This is a genomic window from Candidatus Rhabdochlamydia oedothoracis, from assembly GCF_019453995.1.
In the GTDB taxonomy this organism is placed as follows: domain Bacteria; phylum Chlamydiota; class Chlamydiia; order Chlamydiales; family Rhabdochlamydiaceae; genus Rhabdochlamydia; species Rhabdochlamydia oedothoracis.
Window position 1 is genome coordinate 909,081 of the sequence record NZ_CP075587.1, and the last position, 16,044, is coordinate 925,124.

A 16,044-nucleotide genomic window follows, 5' to 3' on the forward strand; every position below is an offset into this window, starting at 1 on the left:
TAGGGCATTATTTTTTTAACTCTTTTAAAGAATGGTAGCAAACTAAGTAATCTGTTACTATAGATGATCTATTATTTTACTCCTAAAGGTCGATCATCCATGATTTCTCCGCATAAGTTTCGAGAAGTTGTATTTCAACTCCTTTATAGTGCTGATTTTAGTCAATGTCCAATGGAAGATATAATGCCTATGGTTATGGAAAAAGTTACTGTTACAAAAAAAGTGGTTCGTGAAGCATATGCTATGCAGCAGCTAATTACCGCTCGAGAAGAGGAGATAGATGCTATGATAAAAAAGCATGCACAGAATTATCAGGTAAATCGTATACCTAAGGTTGAACATAATGTTTTGCGTCTAGGTATTTACGAATTGCTTTATTGCCCAGATCAGCCTTTTAAAATAACCATTTCCGAAGCCATTCGCTTATCTCGTAAATTTGCTACAAAAGAATCAGCTAATTTTATCAATGCTGTTTTAGATAGCGTCTATCAATCTATAGAACCATGTTAGTATTTCAATCCGGGAAATTATTAAAAGATTATACAACCATCCAAATAGGCGGCCCAGCAGATGAGTTTATTGCAATAGATTCTATAGAAGGGATGCAAGAGGTTTTGCATTATTGTTTTACATGCAACCGAGATTTTTTCATTTTAGGTAAAGGCTCAAATTGTCTATTTCACGATGATGGATTTAAAGGACTTGTTATTTTAAATAAAGTTGCTTTTTGCTCATTTGAACAAGAGGTTGTATCTGTGGGTGCAGGCTATAGTTTTTCTTATTTAGGAACTCAAACAGCAAAAAGGAGTTTATCCGGCTTAGAATTTGCTTCAGGAATTCCAGGCTCTGTTGGAGGAGCAATTTACATGAATGCAGGAGCCTCTTCTTTTGAAACAGCAGATTGTTTGCAAGAGGTTACATTTATTGGACAAAGCGGTAAAATAGAGGTTTTGTCCCGTGACCAGATGGACTTTTCCTATCGATTTTCTTCTTTTCAAAACCGCAAAGGAGCAATTGTAGCAGCAAGGTTTAAGCTAACTAAAACAGAAGATGTAAAGAAAAAACAGCTTGATCTGATAGGTTATCGAATCAAAACACAGCCTTATAAAGATTTATCAGCGGGGTGCATATTTCGTAACCCTGATAAGTTATCGGCAGGGGCTCTTATTGAAAAATGCGACCTTAAAGGCGCTTGTATAGGAGATGCAGAGGTTTCCTTAATGCATGCAAACTTTATCATTAATAAAAAAAAAGCAACCGCTAGTCAAGTCTGTACATTAATACAACTTGTCCAACGGACAGTAAAAGAAAAAGAGGGGGTTGATCTAAAGATGGAAATTCTTTGTATCCCATATTGCTTAGATGTTTCGCGCTGATTTACATTGCCATACAACCTGTAGCGATGGAACAAGTAGTCCTGAAGAGTTGCTACATCAAGCAAAAAGTATTGGCCTGCAAGGGCTGTCAATTACAGATCATGACACAACCGCTGCTTATACGACTGCCGCTCCTATTGCTAAGAAGCTTGGACTCCTTTTAGGTACCGGGGTAGAATTTTCTTGCAGCTTCGAAGAACAAAGCGTTCATATATTAGCTTATGATTTTATTTTATCGAACCCCATTATTGAAACGCTTTGCAAAGAGCAACAGTTTAATCGAACAAAGAGAAATCAAGTTATTTTAGAGAAATTGCAATCTAAAGGAATTTTCATAGAGCAAGAAGAGCTAAATAGCTTAAGAGGAGTTCTCGGACGTCCCCACATTGCGCAATTAATGATAAAAAAAGGTTATGTGAACTCCATACAAGAAGCATTTACTCTTTATTTAGGAGATAATAAATCGTGTTTTTATCGAGGAGACTTACTTCAAATAGAGGAGACAATACATTTAATTCACCGGGCCCAGGCAAAAGTTTTTCTAGCTCATCCGCATCTTCTTTTGTCGCGATCTATCTTTGTAAAAAATCTATTCAAATTACCCTTTGATGGAATAGAATGCTATTATGCAAAAATTTCTTCTACCCAAGAAAAAAGATGGGTTAAATTAGCTAGATCTAAAGATTTATTAATAAGTGGGGGATCTGATTATCATGGGAATATAAAAAGTTATTTGCCTTTAGGTTGTTCATGGGTAGATAGAGATACTTTCTTTTCGATTTTTCAAAATATATTATAAAAAATATGTCTAATTATAAAAAAATGCTTAAACAGCTTTTAGAAACGCCTTTATTAAAAGAAAAGCCAAGCACTCTAGAAAATGTGCAGTCTTTGAATAGAGCGCTTTCTTACCCTACAAGCACGTATTCTACCATTCACGTTGCAGGAACCAACGGAAAAGGTTCTGTCTCTATGAAAATAGCTAAAGCTTTAGAATACTGTGGTTATCGTGTTGGATTATATACTTCACCTCATATCCATTCGCCTCGTGAGAGAATTTGCATTAACTCAGAAATCATTTCTGAAGAAGAAATGGTCTGTGGAGCGGAAAAACTTTTTAATGTGTGTCAAAAGCTAGAATTGAATCTCTCTTTTTTTGAATATATGACCTTTTTAGCTTTTGAATTTTTCTGTGAAAAGCGTGTAGATGTAGCAGTCATTGAAACGGGACTGGGTGGTAGGTTAGATGCTACCAATATATTATGTCCTATTCTTACGATTATTACCTCTATTAGTAAAGAACATATCCAATTCTTAGGTCAAAATTTAGAGAAGATAGCTTTTGAAAAAGCGGGCATTTTAAAACCTAAAGTTCCTGTTGTTTTAGGGCCTAGAGCTCGTTTTCAATCTATTTATAAACACGCTTGCGCTTTGCATTGCCCAGTTTGTTATGTAAGTAAATTTTTTCATTTTTTTGATGAAGAAAACAGTGAAATTGCTAAAAATGCCTTAGAGCAACTTAAAACCGATTTTATTTTAAGTCAAAAAGCCATAAATCAAGCTCTTATTTTACGGCCTAGTTGTCGTTTTGAAATTTGTGGGGATATAATTTTTGATGTAGCGCATAATCCAGAAGCTATATTTTATCTCTTGCAAGCGTTGCACTATTTTTTCCCCAAAAGGAGCTTACGTTTTGTAGTAGGCTTTTCAAAAGATAAAGATTATGAAAGCTGTTTAGAGCTAATAGCACCTGTTGCAATACATATTCATTTAGTCCAGGGAAGCTCTAGGTTAGTGTCTACAAATGAACTCTCTTTTGCACTAAAAGATGCGCCTTCCTCCTTTTACACCTGCCATCAGAGTATAGAAGAAGGAGTTAAGGCAGCTTTTAGCTTTGCTTTTCAAGCAAATGAGTTAACAGTTGTCTGTGGTAGTTTTTATATTATGCAAGAAGCTAAAAGCGTTGCTTATCCTATAAAAGCCTTTGATTTAAATATGCAAGGAGCGCCTATTGCTTTTTCTTGATCTAAAATTTCAAATAATTCCAAGAAGATCTCATTAACTTCTTCTTTAGAAGGAACTCCTTCATGTGTACCTACCAATTCCCGAGCGGTCCCTATTAAACATTGAATGGTTTCAAAAGTATTTTCAAAAATGTTTGTATTTAAGAATTCCATGTTTTCACGCACACGTTTTTTATATTCCTCAGGTAAAAGATTAAAACGATGTTTTGCCTGGCTGTTCTGATCGTTATATAACAGGGCTGCAATTTCAAATAATTCTTCTATGTATTCGATGTAAAACCCTAGATAAAGCAAGCTTTTTTGCTTAGAAAACCAGTTCAAATGAGAGAAGTTTTTATTTTTTTTGAGATTTTTTTCCGCTTGTTTAAGAATCACTTTGGCTTCTGCAACTACCTGCCTATCAGCAACAGCAGGGCGGTGATGATATTCAAAATCGTGAATCTGTTGTTTTAAAATGCGTATTGCTTTACGGGTAACATGCTCTTTTAGTTCTTCAGATCTGTATCTGATTAAACTAATTTCTTGTTCCACTAAGCGATCTTCAAGTTGTCTGTATAGGCTGATAAGAATTTCTTTAGAGTGCTTAGCAAAAGAAAGATCTATTTGATATAAATTTTGAATCTCCTTTTCTATAGCAGCTAGCTGCTTAGAAAAATACTCGTATGCTTTAGGGGAAATAAAGCAACGTCCGATCTCTTCAGAAAGAGATTGTAGCTTAAAATGTAAGCTTAAATAAGTAATTTTTTGTGTCATATTAATTAATTGTTTTATTTATTAATCTTAATTAAGTGTAATTAACCGTACGCTTGATTCTATTTCTAAATTATTTAGAAATCAATGCTAATAAATATCTTTATTGTTTGTTGTTAATTATTTTTTCTTTTGTGGTTTTTTCTTTTTTCTCTATATATCTCTTCAATAAAAGAGATATATTATTATTTTTAATATGTAAACTTTTTTATCATTTTTTGCTTTTTGTTTTAGCTAAAGAATAGACAAGAGAGATGCAAGAAATGATTTAATAACTATTTTTTTTTTGAATCAATAACAAAGAAGCAGACGCGTATTTATTTGGCCAGGAATGATGGCAAATCACATATTGAGAAGGAGACAATTCTTGTGCTTTCTGTAACAATAAGTTTTGCTCTCTAGCGCCTTCTACATGACCTGGGTAGCAGCAAATAGTAATTAACCCCCCTGGCATAATCAGTTCAAGAGCGAGCTTAAGACTTTTTAGCGTATCTTCTGTAAAGGTAGTGATTTTTTTATTGCTGCCTGGAAGATATCCCAAGTTGTATATAATTAAGCGGATAGAGTATTTATAGGCAAGAGAAGGGAAACGAATATGCGATGTACAAAATAAATGCATTTTTTTATATTCGTCTTCTTGTAAATGATTTTTTAATAAAGTAGTGGTATTTTCAATGGCAATTTGTTGTTTATCTAGGCCAATAACCCCGCCTAAAGAAAGCTTCCCTAGCTGCAAAGTATCTTTGCCATTTCCGCAAGTTGCGTCAATGGCCCAATCTCCTGGTTGTAAGACTATTTTCCAATAAAAGCGCGCCAATTCTAAGTGGGAGTGCAGGGATAGATAAGTCATAAAAATCTTTTGAAAAAAGCAAATGGTTCTTCAGTATAAATCCAAAAGGAAATTCGATCAACTATATTTAGTAAAATGAGTTGTTTTAAAGAAGTTGATTAGAATTCAATCATTTCGGTATCATCTTTAGATATCTAAACTTTTATTAATGGGGTATTAGCTCAGTTGGTTAGAGCGCCACGTTGACATCGTGGAGGTCGGCTGTTCGAGTCAGCTATATCCCAAGCTTTCTATGTCTAAAAATAACGATATAATTGAAAATCAAGTAAATTCTCTGCTTTTAGCAGCAGCAGTTGTAGAACTATTTCCAAAAGCGCTCTTGGTAGAAGGCCAGGGGACAGAGACTTGTTTTTTTTACGATATCGTTTTTCCTTTTGATTTTGAACCCCATCTTATAGGGGTTATTGAAGATAGAATGAGGATGATTTATAAAGAAGATAGGGTTTTAAGATTTCTTGAGATGACACCTCATAATGCTGCTTTGTGGATGGAGCATCAAAAACAATATCTAATCGCTAAAAAATTAAAAAAACACTTCTGTTCTTTAATAATCATGGGGCAAATAGGAGAATTTGCTACATGGGTTCCTCATCTAAATCTTCCCACGAATAGAACCCCATTTACAGCAAAATTAAAAGAATCTTTTTTAGTTTGCTCTTTTATCCCAAGGCTTGTTCGGATTGTTGGCATAGCAAACAGCTCTTGCAAAAAAAAGCGTTTATTTTGGCAGGAACACAATCATCTTCAGCTAGTTTGTGATATGCAGCTTTTTATGCCTTTAGAAAACCAGAAAGGATGGGTTTGGCTATCTAAAGCAGAAGCCTTAAAAGAGCTTTTGATAAACTACTGGAAAAAAGAATCCATCAAGGAGAATATGGAATTTATCACCTCTCCTTATTTGCTAGCTCCTGCTAAGAGCTTTGATCCTGTAGTTGCGTATCATAAGCAGGTCTTTCAGACTTCTCAAAAAAAAATAAATAGGTTAGGAGAGCTTGCATGGGTCATAAATCCAGATTCTAGCGATATGCAGCAAGGGCTTTTTCAGTCTTTTTGTCATTTGACTGATTTTACCCATCTCTTTTGCTCGAAAGAAAACTTATTAAAAGAGTGTATTTCTTCCTTGCAATTCATTTTAAAAATCCCTAAAATCTTGGGTTTTGAGTTCGAAATTGTTTTACGCGGTTCTTATAGTAAAATTAGAAAAAAAAATGACATGCATTTATCTATCATGCAAAAGGCCTTAAAGAAATTGCAGTTAGAGTATCGTATAGAGAAGAAAGGTCATTCTGATTTTATAGAACGCATAGAAATACATATTGCAGACAGCTTAAAAAGATGGTGGTGCGGACCTTTTTTAAGCCTTTTAAAGAGCGATCAAGAAGCAATTCTTCTACGCTCTATGTTTGGTAATTTGGAAAGAATGGTAGGATTGCTTGTTGAGCAAACAGGAGGCAAGCTGCCGTTTTGGTTAACTAGTGAAAATGTACGTGTTATTGTGGTTGATGCTGAAAGCAAGTTATAAGCCGAGACGGTTCGCTCGCAATTAAGCCGAAAAAGCATTAATAGATGATTAATATTAGCGTTTCTTTAGCACAGCGTTTCTATAAGGCAATTAAAGCACATATTTCTTATATTGTGTTTATTGGCAAAAAGAAGCGGTTAACAAATATGCTTACTTTGCATGAGTCAGGCTTAAATCAAGAACAGAGCATAACATTAGATGCTTTGTTTACACGGATACAAATGGCAACTGGGGGTAAGAACTCTGAATCTGAGAATCAATAGAGAAATTCGTGCTTTAAAAGTGCGTGTAATTGATAAAGAAGGAAATCAATTAGGGATTTTGTCATTAGCTGAGGCTTTGACAAAAGCAGAGCAAATGGGACTGGATTTGGTGGAAATCGCTCCAAATGCGGCTCCTCCTGTTTGTAAAATTATCGATTATGGTAAATATCGTTATCAACTAACAAAAAAAGAAAAAGAACAAAAAAAGTCGCAGCATCAGGTTAAAGTTAAAGAAATAAAGATTAAGCCAAATACAGATGATCACGATATCATGGTAAAATTAAAACATGCACGTGACTTCATCTCTAAAGGGAATAAAGTTCGAATTACTTGTACATTGCGCGGTAGAGAAATGGCGCGACCTGAATATGCACAAAAAGCGGTTTTAGGAGTGTGTGAAGCTCTTATCGATGTAGCCACCCCTGAATCTCCGGCTAAAATGCTTGGGCGTAGTTTATCAGTTGTATTAGCGCCGGGGACTGCAAAGAAAAGCAGTAAAATAGTTTAAGAATAAAGAGGTAAGCTATGCCAAAAATGAAAACGAAAAAAGCAGTAAGCGCCAGGTTTAAAGTGACGGGAACAGGAAAACTGGTTCGTCGACGTCCTGGATGCCGTCATATACTGACAAAGAAATCTTCCAAACGCAAACGCAAATTACACCGCCCTACATTAGTAGATCAAGGGCAGGTAAAAATGTATGCTCGTTTAATGGGAGTGGGGTGAGTTACCCTTTAGAATTTAAAAAAATAATGGAGAATCTATATGGTTAGAGTCACAAACTCTGTGGCTTCCAAGCGTTCCCGCAAGAGACTATTCAAGCGTGCTAAGGGATTTGTTGGAGACCGCAAAAATCACCTTCGTTTGACAAAGGACGCCGTATTATCAGCAGAGGCTTTTAATTATCGTCATCGTAAGCTGAAGAAAAGAGAATTCCGCAGCTTATGGATTACTCGTATTAGTGCAGGGGCAAAGATAAACGGGATTTCTTACAGTAAGCTCGTTCATGGCATGTCACTGGCTAATTGTCGGATTAACCGCAAAAGACTTGCTGAAATGGCAGAAAGCGATCCTAAAGGATTTACTGCGATTGCAAATGTTGCTAAGCTTGCATGTTGTTAGGTTTTTATTTTTTCTTAAAAGCGCTTGTTTATAAACAAGCGCTTATTTAGAAGGATTTTTTTGTGCGCGATACAATTTCTTCTATTCAAAAGCAATTTCAATCTGATTTATCACAAATTAAAAATAGCAAAGATGTTGAGCTGCTGAAGGTAAAATACCTTGGAAAAAAGGGTTTGATCCAACACATAATGCAACAACTGAAAGAGGTTTCTAAAGATCTTCGACCTCAAATAGGAAAAGAGATTAATGATCTTAAAGAAGAAATCTTACAACTTTGTCAAAACGGACTTGAAAGCTTTCTAAACGTAGAACAAACCAAACGTTTATCTGAAGAAAAAATAGATGTGACAATTCCTGGAAGAAGGAGATTCATCGGCAGACGACATCCACTGCAATTAACCTTAAATAAGGTTATAGATTTGTTCTGTAATATGGGTTTTTCTGTACAATATGGTCCTGATATAGATAGTGATTACTACAACTACGAAGGATTAAATTTTCCTCCAGATCATCCAGCTCGAGATACGCAGGATACTTTCTACATTACAAAAGATCTATTATTGCGCTCACATACCTCTAATACGCAGCTACGTGTAATGCAAGAAAAAACACCGCCTATTCGAATTATTGCTCCAGGAACCGTTTATCGCAATGAAACAATTAGCAGTAGATCACATGTGTTTTTTCATCAAATAGAAGGTTTGTATATTGATCGCAAAGTCACATTTGCAGATCTATTAGCTACGATGGACGAATTTTGGAAAAAGCTCTTTGGTCCATCTGTTCAAACACGCTTTCGCCCTAGTTATTTTCCCTTTGTAGAACCAGGCCTTGAAGTAGATATTGCTTGTACTTCCTGCAAAGCGCAAGGGTGTAGATTGTGTAAACATACAGGCTGGTTAGAAGTTGCAGGAGCCGGTATGGTGCACCCACAAGTTCTTAGGAATGCGAATATTGATCCAGAAGAATATTCCGGATATGCCTGGGGAATGGGTATTGAAAGAGTCGCTATGCTGCTTTACGGGGTTAAGGATATTCGATTGTTTACCGAAAACAATTTGCGGTTTTTAAATCAGTTTGCTTGAAAATTAAAACCTATTCGTTATACTTTTTAAATCCTTAAGGAGGAGTGGCAGAGTGGCCGATCGCGGCTGTCTTGAAAACAGCAGTCGGGCAACCGACCGTGGGTTCGAATCCTACCTCCTCCGTTTTTATAAAGCGTTAATAGTCTATGAACATATATTAAATTTATTATTTAAAAAATGTACGCCGACTTAAAAAATTCATTCAATAGCCCAGCAATCCAAACAGTAACAGTCCATTCCAATATGTTACCTTTCTTTCCCAGCGCACTGTATGGCGTTGCAAGCATGTCTTTAACTAAGAAATTGTTCTTTCCAATATCCAGCGCTGCTTTTTAAGGTGAGAGATACCTTGTTGTATTTTATATCCCTTGTTTTGGCGCACCCATGTAATATTTATTTCATAATGTTTTCTTTGATGCTAAATGTTCATAGCATATAGTGGTTCCGATTCAATATATGGAATTCATTTGTTGTTTCTAGGGTTTTTATTCTAAAAAAATAGAGCGGAAATTCTCTAAAATCCTGTAAATTATGGAATCAGGAAACTTAAAAGAGAGTTCAAAATGGCAAAGCTGTATTTTCGCTATGGTACTGTAGGGAGTGCAAAGACATTAAATTTATTAGCCGTGGCTCATAATTATAGAAGCCAAGAAAAAAAAGTTTTGCTGATTAAGCCAAGGATTGATGATCGATTTGGTCAAGAGCAGATTAAATCGCGAGCTGGTCTTGAAATGAAAGCAGATATTTTATTAGATGAAAATACAGCGCTTTTAAAGTATAACTGGGAAGGTACTAGTTGTATTTTAGTAGACGAGGCTCAATTTCTCTCTGCTTTACATATTGAAGAGCTAAGACACTTAACCGTTACACAAAATATTCCTGTGATTTGTTACGGATTGAGAACAGATTTTCGCGCACAGTTGTTTGAAGGGTCTTTGCGTTTAATGGAATTAGCAGATCGCATTGAAGAAGTAAAGGCAACTTGTCACTATTGTCATTCTAAATCCATCATGAATTTAAGACATGTAAATGGACAAGCTTGTCTAGATGGTCCTAGTATTCAACTAGGAGCGGAAGAATCTTTTTATCCCACTTGCTATGCTTGTTATATCGAGCAATTATCCTTTATTTCAAATGTCGTTGTGTAAAATTTTAGTACGATAATTCTGCATAAGTTGAACCATGAAGTGCAAATTGTGGATGGTGGCTAAAATCATACAGGTAGCTTCTTTTGCCTTAAATAAATGATGTAGATAAGCTAAACTGAATCTAGTACATGTAGAGCAAGAGCAGTTTTTTTCAGGTGGAGAAAACATGTGAGCATGAGAGTTTCTGCCAATTTTTACATGCCCTTCTTGAGTTAATAAAATGCCGTGACGAGCAGCCCTTGTGGGATAAGAAGAGTCAAAAGTATCAATTCCCATGGGTACGCACATTTCAATAGAGGTTAAATCTCCAATTCCTAATAAATGATTGGGCTTTTCAAGCGGCAGGTGTGACATAGTAGAGCGTAGAACCTCAAACATTTCTTGTTTGGTTCTGCCCATACTTCCTCCAATAGCAAAACCATCAAAGGGGAGCTTTGTTAAGTAACAGCAGCTTTTTTCTCTTAAAATAGCATCAATGCCACCGTGAATCACAGCGTATATCGCTTGGTTATTAGGGTTTTTTAAATGTGTATGTAAAGAGCGCTCTTCCCATCTATGCGTACGCGCTAAGGAAGCCTCCAAGGCATTTTTCTCGATATGATAAGGAGGGAGTTCATCGAGGGGAATAATAATATCAGCACCTAGGTCTTTTTGCGCTTCAATCGAGCTCTCTGGAGTGAGTAAGACTTTTTGTCCATCGCGATAGGAACGAAAAATTACACCTTCTTCAGAAATTTTTAATACATGCCCTGCTTGTTTTTTAGTCCCTTTGCCTTTTAATTCATCTGCGATAGAGCCATAGGCTAAGCTAAACACTTGAAATCCACCTGAGTCGGTGATAATGGGTAAACTGCGATTGATAAAACTATGCAACCCTCCAGCTTGTTTAACGATAGAAGTTCCTGGTTGAAGCAATAAATGGTAGGTATTGCAAAACATGAGCTGCAGACCTATCTCATGGACTGCTTGATTGTCAAGAGCCTTAATAGTCCCATTTGTACCCACTCCTACAAAGTTAGGGGTATCAATGATTCCATGAGGAGTATAGATTTTTCCTATTCTAGCTTTAGATGTAGTAGAGGTATGAATGAGTTCAAAGCGAAATGTCATGAGAGTCTCTTGGGGTTTGAGGAATCAACCATTTTATACAAGCCGTTAGAGGAGCTAATAAGGCAATGATGATAATCTTTACAAAATAACTGACTAAGATAATATCGGTTAAACAGGCAACAATACAAAAGAGACCTAAAAAAGAAAATAAAACGGTATCAAGCAGTTGTGCAATTGTTACGCAAATAGCATTGCGCATCCAAAAATGAATAGAGAGTTGCTTTTTTAAAAAGCCAAATAATCTTATGTCTAATTGCTGAACAATCATAAGAGTGGTTAGTGAAGCCAATAGCAGCCTGGGCGTTGGTGTTAAGATTTGAAGGAAAGCAGAGTGTGTGGTATCAAATGCAGAGGGTAGATAAAATAGGTGTATTTGAGACATTAGAGTAAAAAAAATCATAGCAAAGAAAGATACCCAAATGGCTTTTTTCGCCAGTTCTAAACCAAAATATTCCCTTAATAAATTTAAAGAAAAAATGCTGCCAATAGCAAAAACATCGCTGCATGTGATTTCCCATCCAAACCAAGAAATTTGTTTGATAACAAATAGATTAGCAAGAACTGCTTGCATAGCAATCGATGCAATTACTGCTTCTTTACCTAATTTTAAAGAAATTAGGACAAATAGCATTACAATCAAAAGGTGTGAAAAGAAAAGAATTTCGTTCATTAAAACTAAAAAAGTTAAAGAAAATAGAATACCATATTTTGGTAAATAAATAAAAGCCTTGTGCTTATTAAAAATAGAAACACTGATATTTTATTGCTAAATTTAGATTTTTTAGATATATCTGACCTATTTTTTATTATTGGAGGATTATGAACTTTACACAGATTGTTAACTATTTTATTTCTTTACTTGTCATCTGTAGTCCTTTTGCAGCTCTTCCTGCTTTGTTAAATTTGACGCAAGGAATGACATTAAAGGAAAAAAAAAATACAGGTCTAATTGCCGCTTTAGCAGTGGGGATAATTCTTATTTCCATAACTTGGATTGGGAGCTCTTTTTTAAGTTTTTTAGGAATTACTATACCTGCTTTTCAAATAACAGGTGGAATAGTGGTATTTTTGTTGGCTTTTTCTATGCTAAACGCACAGGTTAGCCGTATGAAGCAAACTATAGAAGATCAAAAAGAAGCGCAAAAAAAAGATTCAGTGGCTATTGTGCCTTTAGCTATTCCTATTACAGCAGGCCCCGGAGCTATCAGCACGGTAATTATAGCTAATGCTACTCATCCAGGCGTGACCAACCAGGTATACATGACGATCTGTGCAGCTTTAGTGGCTTTAGTGATAGGAGTTACCTTATATTTTGCTGGAAATATTGAGAAATTTTTAGGACAAACAGGCATTAATATTTTTAATCGAGTTGCTGGACTAATTTTAGCGGCAATGGCTATACAAATGCTGGCACAAGGAGCCATAGGTCTTTTAACAATCTTTTGGTAAACGCTGGTTTAAATAAACCGCAAGAGAGGGGTGGTGTATATTTAACCATTCCTGCAAAGGGGTAATTATTCTTTTGATTTCTTGATGTATGATCTTAGGATTTCTTTGATTAGAATCCCGGCAGAGACGCCCTAAATCAATCTGCATAGCTTGAGAGCCTACCAACCCAAGATTTTTATTGATTTTAGGATCTAAATCAAGAATGCCTTTTTTGCCCCTTTGTATAAAAAACTCGATTAAATTATCAATGACCACCTGAGCTCCTTTTTCTCCTTCTGTCTGAATGATCTGAGAAAGGCCTGGATAAATAAGTGAGGCTTTTTTTTGTACAATGCACACAACTTGATCTAAGAAAACCCAGTGGGCCATACCTATTTTATCGATTACTGTGACATAGCGGCTTAGGGGATAATTTTTTTGCAGCCTAGCAAAGATTAATCCACTTTCTTTAGAGAGATCTTCGCAAGCGATTTGATAGCTTTTACATTCTTTTTCAATCCGTTTTCTTAAACGTAATAGTTTTTTAAGGTATTGTTTTTGGAAACAAGGAAGCATAGAAAGCAGCTTTAGAGAAAAAGAAGGGTTAATTTTTCTAAATTTTAAAAATTTAATAACGTAATTTTTGTCTTTTGAGATAAAGGCATATGCTTGTCCTCCTTTTTCTAAGAAATAGAAAGGCTGGTCTAAGCAAGAGAGATCTGCATTTTGAAATAAAGCATCTATCTTCCATTCTTCTGTATCTGGGATAGAGCCTTGAATTTTTTCTACGCGAAAACCAGAGGTTTGATTATCGCAAAATGTTTTAATCAGAAAAAAACAGAAAGTAATAAGCCCCATGTTTAATAGCATTTCGCTTAATTTTAGTAATTTCATCCATTTATTGAATGTTAAATCTGCGCTCGACATTATTAAATATTCCAGGAACTAATTGATTGTTAGAATCTAAAAGCTGTAATCGAATATGATGAGCTCCTCTCTTAAGACCATATATATAATAAGGTTGCCACGAGGTAAGGATCTCTTTTGTAGCGTGATCGATTTCTACAGATACTTTATAGCCATCTCGGGATAGCTGGCAGTTGGTAATATAGAAGTCTAGTAAAATGGGTTGTGGATTACAGCCTTGTTGGCCACAACCTTGCTGAAAATACGTTCCTTGAGGTTCATTGTAAGTTAAGTAGGGTTTACATAAATCTACAAAAAAGCGCTGGTCGTGGTTTTGATGGTAAAAGGTTCTTACTGCAAAGCAACCTTTATCTTTTAGGCTTTCTTTAAAGGAACGAGCAGGAAAAACACGCATAACATGCATGCCAGGACGAAGCGCAAAAGGTATATCGAATAAAGCAATTTCATTGCTATTTTCATCAATTCCTCTCCATGCGTCCATATCCGATTCAGTAATGGTAAAATAAGGTTGATTATCAATGATCATATGGAGGGTTTGTCCTTTTGGATCATTGAAAATCTCTTTTTTGCGTGGAAATTCACTATCTACTCCCAGAGCAAGTCCTGTAATGCGAATTTGTCCTCTACTATCAGAACGACATAGCTTCTTTTCTGAAGGATAAATCACTTTTAAATTTACATGATCGGGTTCTGGAGTGGCAGACACAGGTACAATTCGCATAGAGGATTCAGAACAAAGATCTAAAGAAGAGCAAAGGGCTAAAGCAAATACAGTAGATATAAATAGTCTTTTCATATATCCCTCTTAAATTATAGGTTATAATTAATTTTTTTGTATATAAATGTCTAGATTATAACAAGGTCAAAATTGTTATATAGTAGTGCCAATTCAAACGGCTAGCTTAATGGGATTCAAGTCAAAGACTTGAAACTTGTCGTTAATCCTATATTTTTCTATACGATTGAATCGGAACCACTATATATTTAAGAATTGGGATTGATATGGATTTTGTTCTTGTTATTTGCATTGTAATTTTGGGGCTTATTTTTGATTATACCAATGGTTTTCACGATGCAGCAAATGTAGTCTCTACTGTCATAGCAACCCGTGTATTAACACCACTTGTAGCCATTTGTATGGCCTCGGCATTAAATGTGGTAGGAGCGACGCAAATTAGTGGTGTTGCTCAGACGATTGCATCTGGATTAGTAGATCCAAATTATACCTCTTCTATCACAATCATTGCTGCTTTATTAGGAGCCATCATTTGGAATGTTTTAACTTGGTTTTTAGGGATCCCCAGTAGTTCTTCTTATGCTTTGATCGGAGGTTTAATCGGCGCTGTCTGGGCACAAACCGGAGTACAAGCTATTTATTGGTATCCCTTAATAAAAAAGGTAATCATTCCGATGGTTCTTTCACCTTTAATTGGTTGCTTGTTTAGTTTTTCTTTTCTAAAGATATTACAATTTTTCCTAAAGCGTTTCGATAAATTTACTCGTTTATTTGCTTGCTTACAAATTGCTTCTTCTGCTCTTGTGGCTTTAGCTCATGGTTTAAATGATGCACAAAAAAGCATGGGAATCATTACCCTTGGACTTTTTAGTGCAGGCGTTATTTCCACAAATACTATCCCTCTTTGGGTGATTTTATCTTGTGCTTTGGTTATTGGGATTGGAACTGCCTCTGGAGGTTTTAGGATTATTCATACAGTAGGGTTTCGGATTACAAACCTTAAGTCTTATCAAGGATTTGCAGCAGAAAGCAGCTCTTCTTTCATTATTTTATTTGCTAGTTTTTTAGGAATGCCCATTAGTTCAACGCAGATGATTGTAGGTAGTATAACAGGAGTTGGTTTAGCAAAAGAGAAGCCTAGCGTGGAGTGGAAAACAGCCCGCAGGCTTGTTTTAACATGGGTTCTAACTCTGCCGCTTGCCGCTGGTTTTTCCTATCTGATTTTTATGTTATTTAAAGTTTTTATTTAAAAAAAGTAATAAGAATCGACCTCTTCATTTTTTTTAGGTCTTATAATACTCCAATGCAAATGAATACCATCTGATTTAAGATACATTTTTCCTATGTAAGTATCTCTTCCACATATATGAGGCTGTAAAGAGGTTAGCAGGTGATTGCTCAATCGATCCCATGATGGGCTTTTACGCGCTTTTTTTACGTTTCATCTGCTCTTCAAGAATCGCATCTTCGAGCTTTTTACCCGTTGCTAACCAAAACATACGCTCTTCAAGTTTATTTACTCTAGCATCAAGGCGCTCTTCGAGCTTATCCATTCTAGTTTCTAATCTATCGATGTGGTTATTGATGTCTACTTTGATTTCCGCTTTAAAGTTTTGTAAGAAGCCATAAATAACACCAATAACGGTTGCAGTAGCAGCTAACGATGTTAGAATCATGGATAGATCCATTTGATTTACCTTTAATTT

The 16,044-nt window shown here is 35.6% G+C and carries 19 protein-coding genes and 2 tRNA genes; 14 read left to right on the forward strand and 7 right to left on the reverse strand.

Features of this window, described 5'->3' with window-relative positions; genetic code table 11:
* Nucleotides 1-99: 99 nt before the first annotated feature.
* Genes nusB through RHABOEDO_RS05040 form a run of 4 tightly spaced genes read left to right on the forward strand, consistent with a single transcriptional unit; the run spans nt 100 to nt 3,401 of the window.
* Nucleotides 100-510 (forward strand): transcription antitermination factor NusB, encoded by a 411-nt coding sequence (gene nusB / locus RHABOEDO_RS05025; protein WP_215216438.1) that lies wholly within the window; start codon nt 100-102, stop codon nt 508-510.
* Nucleotides 504-1,376, forward strand: a complete 873-nt coding sequence (murB, locus tag RHABOEDO_RS05030; protein ID WP_215216439.1) for a UDP-N-acetylmuramate dehydrogenase — start codon at nt 504-506, stop codon at nt 1,374-1,376. Before nusB ends, murB begins: the two co-directional genes overlap by 7 nt.
* Nucleotides 1,363-2,175 carry a PHP domain-containing protein gene (locus tag RHABOEDO_RS05035; RefSeq protein ID WP_215216440.1) on the forward strand — a complete coding sequence of 271 codons (813 nt, stop codon included), beginning with the start codon at nt 1,363-1,365 and terminating at the stop codon, nt 2,173-2,175. Before murB ends, RHABOEDO_RS05035 begins: the two co-directional genes overlap by 14 nt.
* Before the next feature lie 5 nt (nt 2,176-2,180).
* Nucleotides 2,181-3,401 carry a bifunctional folylpolyglutamate synthase/dihydrofolate synthase gene (locus tag RHABOEDO_RS05040; protein WP_215216441.1) on the forward strand — a complete coding sequence of 407 codons (1,221 nt, stop codon included), beginning with the start codon at nt 2,181-2,183 and terminating at the stop codon, nt 3,399-3,401.
* Here RHABOEDO_RS05040 and RHABOEDO_RS05045 read toward each other — a convergent pair.
* A complete protein-coding gene (locus RHABOEDO_RS05045; protein WP_215216442.1) occupies nt 3,344-4,153 on the reverse strand; it encodes a hypothetical protein in 810 nt (269 codons plus the stop codon). The genes RHABOEDO_RS05040 and RHABOEDO_RS05045 overlap by 58 nt on opposite strands.
* Nucleotides 4,154-4,418: 265 nt before the next feature.
* A complete protein-coding gene (mnmM, locus tag RHABOEDO_RS05050) occupies nt 4,419-5,000 on the reverse strand; it encodes a tRNA 5-(aminomethyl)-2-thiouridylate-methyltransferase MnmM (protein WP_215216443.1) in 582 nt (193 codons plus the stop codon).
* Nucleotides 5,001-5,150: 150 nt separating this feature from the next.
* Here mnmM and RHABOEDO_RS05055 point away from each other — a divergent pair.
* From RHABOEDO_RS05055 to RHABOEDO_RS05090, 8 genes are all read left to right on the forward strand, one after another.
* Nucleotides 5,151-5,224: transfer RNA gene (locus RHABOEDO_RS05055), tRNA-Val, on the forward strand.
* 8 nt (nt 5,225-5,232) lie between these two features.
* Nucleotides 5,233-6,522: a hypothetical protein gene (locus RHABOEDO_RS05060; RefSeq protein ID WP_215216444.1), complete on the forward strand. Its 1,290-nt coding sequence runs from the start codon at nt 5,233-5,235 to the stop codon at nt 6,520-6,522.
* Between the two features lie 198 nt (nt 6,523-6,720).
* A complete protein-coding gene (gene infC / locus RHABOEDO_RS05065) occupies nt 6,721-7,293 on the forward strand; it encodes a translation initiation factor IF-3 (protein WP_245397576.1) in 573 nt (190 codons plus the stop codon).
* 17 nt (nt 7,294-7,310) lie between these two features.
* Nucleotides 7,311-7,508, forward strand: a complete 198-nt coding sequence (gene rpmI / locus RHABOEDO_RS05070; RefSeq protein WP_215216445.1) for a 50S ribosomal protein L35 — start codon at nt 7,311-7,313, stop codon at nt 7,506-7,508.
* 39 nt (nt 7,509-7,547) lie between these two features.
* On the forward strand, nt 7,548-7,904 hold the full coding sequence (gene rplT, locus RHABOEDO_RS05075) for a 50S ribosomal protein L20 (protein ID WP_215216446.1): 357 nt from the start codon (nt 7,548-7,550) through the stop codon (nt 7,902-7,904).
* 62 nt (nt 7,905-7,966) lie between these two features.
* The gene (gene pheS, locus RHABOEDO_RS05080; protein ID WP_215216447.1) at nt 7,967-8,989 is read left to right on the forward strand and encodes a phenylalanine--tRNA ligase subunit alpha; all 1,023 of its coding nucleotides are present in this window, start codon (nt 7,967-7,969) and stop codon (nt 8,987-8,989) included.
* 38 nt (nt 8,990-9,027) lie between these two features.
* Nucleotides 9,028-9,112 (forward strand) — tRNA-Ser (locus RHABOEDO_RS05085).
* A 440-nt stretch (nt 9,113-9,552) separates the two neighbouring features.
* Nucleotides 9,553-10,137, forward strand: a complete 585-nt coding sequence (locus RHABOEDO_RS05090) for a thymidine kinase (RefSeq protein ID WP_215216448.1) — start codon at nt 9,553-9,555, stop codon at nt 10,135-10,137.
* On the opposite strand, the gene tgt is transcribed toward RHABOEDO_RS05090, so the two are convergent.
* Complete coding sequence (gene tgt / locus RHABOEDO_RS05095) at nt 10,120-11,247, reverse strand: tRNA guanosine(34) transglycosylase Tgt (protein WP_215216449.1); 1,128 nt, start codon at nt 11,245-11,247, stop codon at nt 10,120-10,122. The two genes, RHABOEDO_RS05090 and tgt, sit on opposite strands and share 18 nt — an antisense overlap.
* A complete protein-coding gene (locus tag RHABOEDO_RS05100) occupies nt 11,231-11,878 on the reverse strand; it encodes a queuosine precursor transporter (RefSeq protein ID WP_220017842.1) in 648 nt (215 codons plus the stop codon). Before RHABOEDO_RS05100 ends, tgt begins: the two co-directional genes overlap by 17 nt.
* A gap of 188 nt (nt 11,879-12,066) precedes the next feature.
* On the opposite strand from RHABOEDO_RS05100, the gene RHABOEDO_RS05105 reads away from it, so the two are divergent.
* A complete protein-coding gene (locus RHABOEDO_RS05105; RefSeq protein WP_215216451.1) occupies nt 12,067-12,696 on the forward strand; it encodes a MarC family protein in 630 nt (209 codons plus the stop codon).
* Here RHABOEDO_RS05105 and RHABOEDO_RS05110 read toward each other — a convergent pair.
* Together RHABOEDO_RS05110 and RHABOEDO_RS05115 are read right to left on the reverse strand one after the other, a co-directional pair.
* Nucleotides 12,679-13,602 carry a hypothetical protein gene (locus RHABOEDO_RS05110; protein WP_220017843.1) on the reverse strand — a complete coding sequence of 308 codons (924 nt, stop codon included), beginning with the start codon at nt 13,600-13,602 and terminating at the stop codon, nt 12,679-12,681. The genes RHABOEDO_RS05105 and RHABOEDO_RS05110 overlap by 18 nt on opposite strands.
* Nucleotides 13,574-14,398 (reverse strand): hypothetical protein, encoded by an 825-nt coding sequence (locus RHABOEDO_RS05115; RefSeq protein WP_215216453.1) that lies wholly within the window; start codon nt 14,396-14,398, stop codon nt 13,574-13,576. Before RHABOEDO_RS05115 ends, RHABOEDO_RS05110 begins: the two co-directional genes overlap by 29 nt.
* Nucleotides 14,399-14,604: 206 nt before the next feature.
* On the opposite strand from RHABOEDO_RS05115, the gene RHABOEDO_RS05120 reads away from it, so the two are divergent.
* Nucleotides 14,605-15,588: an inorganic phosphate transporter gene (locus RHABOEDO_RS05120; protein ID WP_215216454.1), complete on the forward strand. Its 984-nt coding sequence runs from the start codon at nt 14,605-14,607 to the stop codon at nt 15,586-15,588.
* Nucleotides 15,589-15,759: 171 nt separating this feature from the next.
* Here the strand turns inward: RHABOEDO_RS05120 and RHABOEDO_RS05125 are convergent, their stop codons facing one another.
* Complete coding sequence (locus RHABOEDO_RS05125) at nt 15,760-16,026, reverse strand: hypothetical protein (RefSeq protein WP_215216455.1); 267 nt, start codon at nt 16,024-16,026, stop codon at nt 15,760-15,762.
* Between the last annotated feature and the right edge of the window lie 18 nt (nt 16,027-16,044).